Here is an 11,691-nt window from a genome sequence, read left to right on the forward strand (position 1 = left end):
TCTGATGCCCTGGTGCAGAAGTGTGGAGGACGGTCATGGGAGCCGCGAGCGAGCGTAGCCGGAAGGGATGGAGCCGCCCTGATAACGTTTCCGAAACTTCCGTGTATGGCTTTACGCGTTTTCGGGAGCGCAGCTTCAAAACTGGCACCACCCCTCCGTGGGCTGCCTGCAGCAAGAAAGTGCGCCGTACTCGCTAGATAGAGCCACGCCTATTAACGCCGTGGGCGGTAGCGGCGGCGCAGACCCCGCAGGATACCTTTCCTCTCCCCTAGGGTGTCGCGACCAAACATCCACGCCACAACACCTGCCACGGCGACAATCGCGCAGAAACCAAAGGCTGTCTCAAACCCGTACCTATCCGCCAGGAGACCGATGACGATGGGGCCCAGGATTTGCCCGAAATCGCCTGCCATCTGGAATGTCGACAGCACCTGGCCACCCGAGCGCTGGGAACCAACGATGTCTGCCACAGCCGCCTGCTGCGAAGGGGCGATAAGGCCCGAAGCCGCGCCGGACAGGGCGGAGAGGATGAGCAGGGAAACGATGTTCGTCGCCAAGCCCAGTGTTCCAACGAACAAGGCAGACCCCACGAGACCCGCCACAATCAGTGGACGACGCCCCACGCGGTCGGACCAGGAGCCGGAGAATTGCAGGACGATGGCGTTGCCCGCAGCAAAGACCGCCAATGCGATACCCGACGCGGATGCGCCGTTGGCAAAAATCGCAGCGGCAAACAGCGGTAGGACGGCTACGCGCACGCCCATGTTGATCCAGCCTTGGGCGAAGTTTGACGTCAGCACTGCACGATAAGCAGTGTCCGCCCAGGCCTCCTCCAAGCGCATTGGCGGGAGGCTGCGTCGGCTCTCATCAGCCTTGGACACAGGCGGCATGAGGCTCCACACGACGAGCGCCGCAATCGCCACACCAACACCGTAGATAAAGAAGGGCCAGCGGAAGCCCAGGAAGGAGAGGCTCGCGCCAACGAGAGGGCCGATGACGTTACCGAGGAGGAAGGACGTGGCATAGGTGGCCGAACAGCGCCCGCGGATGCTGGGTGGGGCGAGGCGCACGATGAGCCCCATCGCCGCGACGGTGAACATCGTCGAACCAATACCGGCGATAGTGCGCAAGGCGAGGATCTGCCAGTACTCCTGCGCCACGCCCACGAGGCCGGTGGTAACTGCCACGGTAAGCAATCCCGTCACGTACACCCTGCGCGTACCTACGCGGTCGATGAGAAAGCCCGCAGCCGGGGCGAAGATGAGACGGCTGGCAGAAAAGACGGAGACAACCAGACCGGCCGCGGCCATCGAGACGTCAAAGCTGACGATGAACTGCGGCAGCAGCGGCGCGATGAGACCATAGCCTAAGGCGATGATGAACCCGGCGGTGACCATGACCCAGATTTCCCGCGGGATTTTAACCTGCGGTGCTGCAGTATTTTTCATATCGCCACTCACTGTAGCTCATCACGTCAAATGACCGAACGCCTGCTCGAACAACTGTTCGGATCTGTGTGCGGTGATGTCCGTGCCTACCCCTAGTGTGTGGGCCATGAAGAACTACAGCAGCATTCACCAGTCCGTTCAGTCCCCTTTCCCGGCCGACGTGAGTACGAGCGAACTCACCACTGAGATCCTCTACCACCACCATGAAACTCTTCGCTCCATCGAAAGCATCATCCGCCACCCGCGCTCGCTCGCGCGACCCACTCCGCAATGGCGGCCGCCATCAAAGGTGTTGCCACCAGTAGACATACAGGATAGCAAATCACTACCGCTGACCTTTACTGTCTCGCGCCACCGCGTGGGTGAGCGCGCCAAGGCTCGCGTACTGGGCTACGGCGAAAGGCGCGTGCCGTCCTATCTCATTACGGTGCGCATCACCGACCCCACCGGCCGCCCGGTTTCCCCTTCGTTGGCGGAGGCATGGGTGCGCGCCCTAGTCCCAGAGGAGCTCGTCTCCGCAGTGCATGAAATTTCCAGCAGCAGCGCGGCCACGTTTGTGTGGCTGGTGGATAGCGCTTATACCCCGGTGCATTCACCACTCTCGCTCTTCGAAGGCTTCAGCCAGGCTGCGTAATGCGCTCCCTCCGCAGTGCATGAGGCTCAGTCTCGAGCGTTGTACGCCTGCTAGAAGTAGCGCTGCATGCGCTCGAAAAAGTTGCGGGGTGGCTCTTCTTCAAGCGAAAGCGAGAACCGATCCTCTGTTAGCACGCGGCCGAGAGCCGGGCGTGTCTCCGGGAAATCATAGAGGCGGCGGATCGCCCGCGGCGCCAAGCGAATGGAAAAGCAGACCACGAGCACCGTAAAAGTCTTATCAATGATGTCGGAGCTCAAGGTTTGCACTAGGACTGCCAGGCGCTCGTCGCGCAGGATCAGCTCCAGCAATGCCAGAAGTTGGAGGGGCCCTTGCTGCTCGTACTCAGTTGGAAGGAGCAAGGTCGACATAGCGGATAGTAGCCCGGCAACCACGCCTACCCCGGTTCCGGCGAGCATCATGGCCACCATCCGCTTGAACACTCCGCGGCGCGCTAGCCAACCAAACAGGTAAGCCACCACCACCGCGGTCGGCAGATAGACCAAGAGCAGCGGGTTGTTGATGCTGGCCAGGCACGCACTTAAAACTGACGTGCCGATTCCTAAGACGGGGCCGTAGACGATTGCGATAAACGCCGTGCCCATCATGTCGAGGTACAAGGGGATGTTGACGTTGAAAATCAGCGACGACAACAGTAGGTTCGCCGCCACCGCCAGCAGCGGGTTGACAAGCGCGTGGTTTCCCAAGGATCGCCATTGCGCAGCGATGAACAGCAGTGCTCCCAGCAAACTCAGGCACCATGCACCGGTTGATAAGGCGGAATCGAAGACAAAGCCTGTGTGGCCGTAGCTCGGGGCCAGCGTCAGAGCCCAAGCCAGGCACAAGCATGCTAGAGCGGATCCAACACACAGACGCTGGCTGTGCGATGCCTTGTTATCCGGCATTGGCTGCGGCTGCTCCTCTTCGAAGTCGAGAAATAATACCCGCTTACCCTACCGTAGAAGCTCGGTGTCGTCTGTTTAGTCAGACTCGTTGTCTTCTTCGGCGTCTTCGGAGTCTTCGTCGTAGTCCTCGTCATCGTCGTCGTCGAAGAGAACGTCGTCCTCATCCTCATCGTCGGCGCCGAAGATGTCATAGACCTCCGGCTCGTCGAAGTCGGAGTCATCGATGCTCACCAGTTGAGCTTCCCAATCCAGGGCTTGATCGGAGACGAGGCTCAGGACGTCAAAGAGGCGGTCGAAGTCAGTGTAGGTTCCCAGCTCGAGGGCCTCGGCGGGAACCTCGATGATGGGGGCTAGCCCGCCGTCTTCGTCTTCCGCGGAGCCGAACAGGGCGACGCGCGCTTCCTCGCTCATGTCCTCGGAGGCCTCGGCCTCCCAAAGCTTGCTGATTGCTTCGTCTTCCAGCTCGTCGAGCTCTTCCTCATCAAAGTCGAAGGAGAGGAAACGCACGACTGCGCTCGGGACGCCGTCGATGGTCTCCACCAGCACGCGCAGCTCGGAGTCGTTGGCAACTTCCGCCACGACGAGGTTCGGGTTGAACTCATCCTGGAGAAACTCCAACTCGGCGATGCGCTCATCGGTGCCTTCCAGCAGGTCACGCAGCACCGTCACCACTTGGTCGGTGGCAATGTGACGCGACACGGCCTCAACTGCATCCTCGACGGAGAACGCCACGGACACTAAAACGGCCTCGAAGTCTTCATCATCTTCATCCACATCGGCCGCGGCAATGTAGACGTTGGCCGCCGGCAGGATGGGGTCAATTTCCACAAACTGGATTTCCAAATCGGAAGTGATGGGCACGAACATCACATCGTCGTTGACGCGGGACTCAATGCCCTCCCCGTCCAGCGCAGAGGCGATATCTTCAAAAAAGCTCATGTGATTAACATCCGTCCATGTGGGAGTCTCACCCGGGCTGCTGCCAAGGCCCCACACATCTTACCTGCGATCTCCGTCAATAGCTCTGTTCATCGAGCAGGAATCCCAGTTCCTTCAGAATCTCCGGGCGTCCAGTACCCCACTCCAACATGTCGTAGGACTGCCATGCTTGGCGACGCCCCTCCATCGGCGCCTCCTCCACGCGCGGCTCCACATCGAAAACCATGGTTGAGCGCTGCGGCGCGCGGTATTGCGGCCAGTTGTCTAGAGGCGCTCCGCCCCGAATGAACTCGCCCCACTGCGCCTGCATGGCCTCGGTTACGTCCTCCATCTCGGAGGGCTTGGCAATGCTGTTCAGGAAGGAGACGCGCGACGCCCCCGGGTCACCAAAGATATTGGAGAGCTCCATCGAGTGCATCGCCCCCAAACCCAACCAGCGCAGCGCCGCCGGAGCGAAGTCGAAGCGGTACATCCACGTGGGATAGCGCCGTGCGTGTTCGGAGGCCACGCGGACGGTAGGGGCCCAAAAGAGGGCGTCGGTCAGCAAATCCCCGAAATCGCGGCGGGAGACCGCACCGCCGTAGGCCGCGATGACATCCGGCGCGCTCTCCGGATCGAAGGAAGCCAGAAGTCGCAGGGCCGCGCGCTCCCGGGCGCTCTGGCGCTGGAAGAGGAACTTTCCAAAGCTGGCCTCACCGGAGTTGGTTCCCACCAGCAGCGGCACCGGGTGTTGGTTGCCGTCCTCAAAGGCTTCGATGGGATGTTGCGGGATGAGGTCCCCATCGACAGTCGGCGCATAGCAGGAGTTCAGGTACAGCAACTCGCCCGCGCGCCACATCATGGACTGGCCAGAGCGCACTAGGTCCGCGAAGTCCTCGCGGCGCAGATCATCAGCTGTGGTATCGCGCGGCAAGGCCATCTTGTGAACCAGCTCGCGGGCCCAAAACACCGATTGCGCTCGTGAATGAATCATGCCGATCGGCGGCGACTGCGCAATCGCGCGGTGAAAAAGCCCTTCTGCGCGCGGCACGGCCATGAGTGTCAGGACCGCTGCGCCGCCAGCGGATTCGCCCATGAGCGTGACGTTGTCCGGGTCCCCGCCGAAGGCGGCAATATTCTCGCGCACCCACTCCAGCGCTAAGACCTGATCCGCCACGGCCGGGTTGGCGCAGGCCTCCCCGCCAAGACTGCGGACGTCAAGGTAGCCCAAGGCGCCTAAGCGGAAATTCACCGAAACATAGACCACTCCCATCTGGGCCGCGAACTCGAAGCCGCGCAACATCAGCATGTGGGAGGAACCCACAATGAAACTGCCGCCATGCAGATACACCACGACGGGCAACTTCTCCCCTGCCGTGGAATCCGCCGGAGCCCCGGAGCCTGCCGAGGTCTCCGAAGGACCTGTACGGTGTGGGCGGACGATATCAAGGGTCAAGCAATCCTCTGCGCCTTCAATGCGATCCGTCCAGGAATAGACCGGCTGCGGGGCCACGTGCCCGAACTCGCGGCAATCCCGGATGCCTTCCCAGGACGGGGCGGGGCGCGGCTCCATGAAGCGGTTGGTGCCAGACGTATCCGCGCCGAAAGGAATGCCGCGCCAAGAGCGGACCGGAGCGCTCAGCGGACGGTCCGTGCGCAACTCTTCTTCGATGCAGCCGCGTACCCAGCCGCTGGTGGTGAGCACCGTGAGGTCGTCGGCAAGCGCGGTGCGTGCCGCCTCCTGCGCGGCGCAGGCACGGGCATGCAGGGATTCGGCAAGCAAGCGCGCCGCTGCCGCGCTGACCTCGCGCGAAGGGGAAGGCTCAAACTCGCTCATGACTCATACACTAATGCCCTAACCTGCAGGCGCGCTGAATAAAACGTTTTCGATACGGTGGTAAACATACAGTTCAGATTCACAATCAGATTTAGTTAAAAGTTAGGTGAGACAATGTTGGACAAGGTCTTTGGCAAGGACAGCAAAGATAAGGCAGTTAGTCGCCGGGAAGCATCGGTCGATCAAGCCGGCTCCGCAGAGGCCGTGGGCACCTTAGAGGTCGATGAAGCCAACCGCATCACCAAGGGATTCCTGGCGGCCATCGACAAAGTCGTCTCCGTCCAGTCCTCCGTCATCATCAACTATGTCGAGGGCCTAAAGAAGCGCAACCCCGACGCCAGTCCGGCGGAGCTGCAAGAGCTCATCGACAAGCATTTCATGAACATCATCACCGGTACCGGTGCTGCCGCGGGCGCCTCCGCGGCTATCCCTGGCATCGGCCTGGTCACCGGCGCAGCCACTATCGGCGCGGAATCCCTGGTCTTCCTCGAGGCGGCTGCTTGGTACATCCTGGCTTCCGCGCACCTGCGCGGTGACAACATCCGGGACAAGGAACGCCGCCGCGCCCTGGTCCTAGTGGTGCTCACTGGTTCTCAAGGCAGCGCATTGGTCGATACCTTTGTGGGTGATGCAACCTCGCTCTCCGGAGTCACCTCCGCTGCTACTCTTTCGCGATTCTCCGGCCCCACCCTTAGCGGTCTCAACGGCCGCTTGACCAAGCTATTCATGAAGCAGGCCACCAAGAAACTCAAGTGGGCATGGGTGTCCAAGCTGCTGCCGATGGGTGTGGGCGCGGTACTGGGAACGACCGCCAACCGTAAATTGGGACGCCAAGTGATCAACCATGCGGGCACCCAGCTCTCCCCCCTGCAGGGGGAATAAAAGGGGCGAAACCCGCCCAGGGTAGTGAGCAAACTTACAAGGGCCGTATCATAAGGGGAGACACTTTTCGGGGTGCCTTTCGCACCCGTGGATTGGCCTACTAGAGTCGAACAAAGACAAACTTAGAAGCACAGAAAGAGGCGAGCATCTGCCGTGAGCAACTCGAGCATCTATGGCCCGAATGCGTGGCTGATTGACGAACAGTTTCAGCAGTACTCCAAGGACCCGAACTCCGTAGACAAGGAGTGGCGCGAGTACTTTGAGGCCAACGGGGCACCGAAGTCGGCCGCACAGTCCAAGGCTGCGAACGCTCAATCCAGCACCCCCACCCAGAAGAAGAGCGCGGCACAGGCCGCGCCCAAGAAGAACCAGGCTGAGGAGAAGGCTTCCTCCGCACCCGCGAAGGCTGCGAAGAAGACGGAGAAGAAGTCCGAGTCCCCGCTGGACCGCATCAAGGAAGCACCGGAGCCGGGCTCCCGCGTACTCAAGGGCATGTTCAAGGCCATTGCCAAGAACATGGACGAGTCCCTGGAGATCCCCACCGCTACCACGGTGCGCGATATCCCGGTCAAGCTCATGTGGGAAAACCGCGCGATGATCAACGATCACCTCAAGCGCACCCGCGGCGGCAAGATCTCCTTCACCCACATCCTGGGCTACGCGCTGGTGAAGGCCGTGCAGATCCACCCGGACATGAACGTGCGCTACGAGCTGCAGGACGGCAAGCCCACCGTCGTCCAGCCGGAGCACGTCAACCTGGGCCTGGCCATCGACCTTCCGCAGAAGGATGGCTCCCGCGCCCTCGTCGTGGCTGCCATCAAGGAAGCGGAGAACAAGACCTTCTCCGAGTTCATCGATGCCTACCAGGACATCGTTGACCGCTCCCGCAAGAACAAGCTGACGATGGATGACTTCTCCGGGGTTACCATCAACCTGACCAACCCGGGCGGCATCGGCACCCGCCACTCCATCGCCCGCCTGACCAAGGGCTCCGGCTCCATCATCGGTGTGGGTTCCATGGACTACCCGGCCGAGTTCGCCGGTACCTCTGGCGACCGCTTGGCAGACCTCGGCGTCGGCCGCCTGGTTACCCTGACCTCCACCTACGACCACCGCGTCATTCAGGGCGCGGAGTCTGGTGAGTTCCTGCGCACCGTGGGCCAGCTGATTCTGGACGATGCCTTCTGGGACGAGCTCTTCGAATCGATGGGCGTTCCCTACCAGCCCTTCCGCTGGGCTGCCGACGTCCCCAACACGGGCGTCGACAAGAACACGCGCGTTATGCAGTACATCGAGGCCTACCGCTCCCGTGGCCACCTACTTGCGGACATCAACCCGCTGGGTTGGAAGCAGCCGGGTCTGCCCTGGCCGGATCACCGCGACCTCGACCTGGCTACCCACGGCCTGACCATCTGGGACCTGGACCGCACCTTCAACGTCGGCGGTTTCGGCGGCAAGGAGACCATGACGCTGCGTGAGGTGGTCAGCCGCCTGCGCGCCGCCTACACCCTCAAGGTTGGCTCCGAGTACGCCCACATCCTGGACCGCGATGAGCGCGGCTGGCTGCAGGAGCAGATTGAGGCCGGAATGCCGAAGCCGACCAACTCCGAGCAGAAGTACATCCTGCAGAAGGTCAACGCCGCTGAGGCATTCGAGAACTTCCTGCAGACCAAGTACGTGGGCCAGAAGCGCTTCTCCCTGGAGGGTGCTGAGTCCCTCATCGCCCTGCTGGATTCCATCGTGGACACCGCTGCCGGCCAGGACCTCGACGAGGTCGTCATCGGCATGCCGCACCGCGGCCGCCTCAACGTGCTCTTCAACATCGTGGGCAAGCCGTTGGCGGATATCTTCGGCGAGTTCGATGGCAACTACAAGGGCGGCCAGATGGGCGGCTCCGGTGACGTGAAGTACCACCTGGGCGCTGAGGGCGAGCACCTGCAGATGTTCGGTGACGGCGAAATCAAGGTCACCTTGGCCGCTAACCCGTCTCACCTCGAGGCTGTTGACCCGGTCATGGAAGGTATCGCACGCGCCAAGCAGGACATCCTGGACAAGGGCGCCGGCGCACACACCGTGGTGCCGATCATGCTCCACGGCGATGCTTCCTTCACCGGCCTGGGCGTGGTCCAGGAGACCATCAACCTGTCCCAGCTGCGCGGCTACACCACCGGCGGCACCGTCCACGTTGTGGTCAACAACCAGGTGGGCTTCACCACCACCCCGGACTCCGGCCGCTCCACGCACTACGCCACCGACCTGGCTAAGGGCTTCGACTGCCCGGTCTTCCACGTCAACGGCGACAACCCGGAGGCTGTTGTCTGGGTGGGCAAGCTCGCTACCGAGTACCGCCGTCGCTTTGGCAAGGACGTCTTCATTGACCTCGTGTGCTACCGCCTGCGCGGCCACAACGAAGCCGATGACCCGTCCATGACCCAGCCGCTGCTGTACGACATCATCGATGACCACAAGTCCGTTCGTGAGCGCTACACCGAGGAGCTCATCGGCCGTGGTGACCTCTCCGATGAAGAGGCTGAGGCAGCTGCACGCGACTTCCACGACCAGATGGAGTCCGTCTTCGCCGACCACAAGAAGGCCGAAGAGGCTGGTCCGAAGGAACAGACCGGTATCACCTCCTCCCAGGAGCTGACCCGTGGTCTGGACACCTCCATCACTGCCGAGGAAATCGCCGAGATTGGTGACGCCTACGGCACCCCTCCGGAGGGCTTCGAGTACCACAAGCGCGTGGCCAAGGTGGCTAAGGACCGCGAGAAGTCTGCTCGTGAGGGCGGCATCGACTGGGGCTGGGGCGAGCTCATCGCCTTCGGCTCCCTGGCTAACGCCGGCAAGGTCGTGCGTCTGGCCGGTGAGGATTCCCGCCGCGGTACCTTCACCCAGCGCCACGCTGTGGCCTTCGACCCGCGCACGGGCAACGAGTACAACCCGGTTGCCCGCCTGGCTGAGTCCAAGGGCAATGGCGGCAAGTTCATGGTCTACAACTCCGCGCTGACCGAGTTCGCTGGCATGGGCTACGAGTACGGCTACACCGTGGGTAACCCGGATGCTGTCGTGGCTTGGGAGGCACAGTTCGGTGACTTCGCCAACGGTGCGCAGACCATCATCGATGAGTACGTCTCCTCCGGTGAGGCCAAGTGGGGCCAGCTCTCCAGCCTGATCCTTCTGCTGCCGCACGGCTACGAGGGTCAGGGCCCGGACCACTCCTCCGCCCGCATTGAGCGCTTCCTGCAGCTGTGTGCTGAGGGCTCCATGACCGTGGCCCAGCCGTCTACCCCGGCTAACCACTTCCACCTGCTGCGCCGCCAGGCACTCGGTGAGATGAAGCGCCCGCTGGTCGTCTTCACGCCGAAGTCCATGCTGCGTAACAAGGCCGCGACCTCTTCTGTGGAGGACTTCACTGAGGTCAAGAAGTTCCAGTCCGTCATCAACGACCCGAACTACGTTGACATCAACGGCAAGAAGGTCGGCGATACCGACAAGGTCAAGACCATCATGCTGGTCTCCGGCAAGCTCTACTGGGAGCTGGCCAAGAAGAAGGAAGCCGATGGCCGCGACGACATCGCCATCGTGCGCGTGGAGATGCTCCACCCGATTCCGTTCAACCGCCTGCGTGAGGCTTTCGAGGCCTACCCGAACGCAACGCAGATTCGCTTCGTACAGGACGAGCCGGCCAACCAGGGCCCGTGGCCGTTCTACAACGAGCACCTGCGCGACCTCATCCCGGATATGCCGGAGATGGTCCGCGTCTCCCGCCGCTCGCAGTCCTCGACTGCTACCGGTAACGCGAAGGTTCACCAGATTGAGCAGAAGAACCTGCTGGAGGAAGCCTTCGACGTCTAAAGGCGCTTAAGCCCCAGGCGCTGGCACACAGCACAGCGACGCTAGCAAGGCCCCGGCCACCACGAACTCACTACGAGCGTGGTGGCCGGGGCCTTTTATTTCGCTAGAAAGACGACCAGGGACGAGGGCTCCAAGCCAGCCGAACCGCCGCGGGCGGGCACCGCAACGACCTTGCGTGCAAGTGCAATGGCAAAGTTTCCAGTGTCACATCGACTAACCAGTCCCCCGCGACCATGACCGCGCCCCTCCCCTTCGCGCTCACGGTGGAACCTCAATCAGCCTCCCGACGCACCCCCGCGAGCGCGAAGGGAGGCTTGCATGAAAGGCAGCACCACAGGTGGTTTCTTTGACGACGAACACCGGGACGGGATGCCACAGGTGAAGCAACGAAGGCGGCGAATACAGTCACACGTAAGGACGCGCGCCACTAGTTAAGCCCCAGTGCCGAGGTGAGCGAACGACGTCACCGGGTCAATCAATACGGTATCCGCCGTTTCCCTGTCCCACAGTCTTGGCTCTGCCCTAATACACGGCATTGGCTCTCAACAACGGAAGCGAACCAGCACAATGAACTAGTCAAAAGAGAAACGCCCGAGCTAATGCTCGGGCGTTTCATTCACGGCTTAGTAAACCGTGTCTTCAGGGCAACCCGGCCCTGAAGCTTCCTAGCGGACTAGGACTCCTTGCGGCGACCAGGACGCAGAAGCAGTACTGCTCCAGCAATCAGTGCCCATGCTGCGGCAAGAAGCCACAGGATATTTGCACCGGTATTCGCCAGGGCTCTAGAAGAGGAACTCTTCTTGGAGTCCTTCGTGCTCGAGGTCTTGCCAGTAGAGCGAGTGGTGTTGTCGCTCTGGCTCGGCTGAGCATTGTTGTTGGACTCCACAGCACTCGGCTGCGCTGCCTCACCTGGTGCCTGCGGCTGCGGCTGTTCCGGCTGCGGTTGCTGCGGAGCCTCGCCTGGGGCCTTCGGATCCAGCGGCTTCAGCGGCTCGAAAGGCTTCTGCGGCAGTGCAGGATCATGCGGCGGCTTGAAGAAGTGACTCAAGACCGGCGGCAAAAGAACCAGCGGAATGAGCAGCGGCCACAAGCCACCGAGCTCAGGGATACGAGGCTCGTTCGGCTTGCCCGGCTCGTTCGGCTTGCCCGGCTCGTTAGGCTCTCCTGGCTCGTTCGGCTTGCCCGGCTCGTTCGGCTCACCTGGCTTGCCCGGCT

General features: G+C 61.9%; 7 protein-coding genes and 1 pseudogene. 3 read left to right on the plus strand and 5 right to left on the minus strand.

Features of this window, described 5'->3' with window-relative positions:
• Window positions 1-212 precede the first annotated feature (212 nt).
• Complete coding sequence (locus HMPREF2932_RS05870) at window positions 213-1,448, minus strand: MFS transporter (RefSeq protein WP_070511498.1); 1,236 nt, start codon at window positions 1,446-1,448, stop codon at window positions 213-215.
• Window positions 1,449-1,554: 106 nt separating this feature from the next.
• On the opposite strand from HMPREF2932_RS05870, the gene HMPREF2932_RS13805 reads away from it, so the two are divergent.
• The gene (locus tag HMPREF2932_RS13805; RefSeq protein WP_246818633.1) at window positions 1,555-2,082 is read left to right on the plus strand and encodes a hypothetical protein; all 528 of its coding nucleotides are present in this window, start codon (window positions 1,555-1,557) and stop codon (window positions 2,080-2,082) included.
• Window positions 2,083-2,132: 50 nt separating this feature from the next.
• On the opposite strand, the gene HMPREF2932_RS05880 is transcribed toward HMPREF2932_RS13805, so the two are convergent.
• The 3 genes from HMPREF2932_RS05880 to HMPREF2932_RS05890 all read right to left on the minus strand — a co-directional run bounded on the left by HMPREF2932_RS05880 (window position 2,133) and on the right by HMPREF2932_RS05890 (window position 5,739).
• On the minus strand, window positions 2,133-2,984 hold the full coding sequence (locus tag HMPREF2932_RS05880; protein ID WP_070511494.1) for an ECF transporter S component: 852 nt from the start codon (window positions 2,982-2,984) through the stop codon (window positions 2,133-2,135).
• Between the two features lie 75 nt (window positions 2,985-3,059).
• Window positions 3,060-3,923, minus strand: a complete 864-nt coding sequence (locus HMPREF2932_RS05885) for a DNA primase (RefSeq protein ID WP_070821194.1) — start codon at window positions 3,921-3,923, stop codon at window positions 3,060-3,062.
• A gap of 76 nt (window positions 3,924-3,999) precedes the next feature.
• Window positions 4,000-5,739 (minus strand): carboxylesterase/lipase family protein, encoded by a 1,740-nt coding sequence (locus HMPREF2932_RS05890; protein WP_070821193.1) that lies wholly within the window; start codon window positions 5,737-5,739, stop codon window positions 4,000-4,002.
• Window positions 5,740-5,853: 114 nt separating this feature from the next.
• Between HMPREF2932_RS05890 and HMPREF2932_RS05895 the strand changes: the two genes are divergently transcribed.
• On the plus strand, window positions 5,854-6,621 hold the full coding sequence (locus tag HMPREF2932_RS05895) for a hypothetical protein (protein ID WP_071409801.1): 768 nt from the start codon (window positions 5,854-5,856) through the stop codon (window positions 6,619-6,621).
• A 153-nt stretch (window positions 6,622-6,774) separates the two neighbouring features.
• The gene (locus HMPREF2932_RS05900; RefSeq protein ID WP_071409802.1) at window positions 6,775-10,476 is read left to right on the plus strand and encodes a multifunctional oxoglutarate decarboxylase/oxoglutarate dehydrogenase thiamine pyrophosphate-binding subunit/dihydrolipoyllysine-residue succinyltransferase subunit; all 3,702 of its coding nucleotides are present in this window, start codon (window positions 6,775-6,777) and stop codon (window positions 10,474-10,476) included.
• 673 nt (window positions 10,477-11,149) lie between these two features.
• Here the strand turns inward: HMPREF2932_RS05900 and HMPREF2932_RS13555 are convergent.
• Window positions 11,150-11,691: pseudogene (locus HMPREF2932_RS13555) on the minus strand (hypothetical protein); the annotation flags it as partial.

Origin of the sequence: Corynebacterium sp. HMSC074H12 (assembly GCF_001813755.1) — a bacterium.
In the GTDB taxonomy this organism is placed as follows: domain Bacteria; phylum Actinomycetota; class Actinomycetes; order Mycobacteriales; family Mycobacteriaceae; genus Corynebacterium; species Corynebacterium hiratae.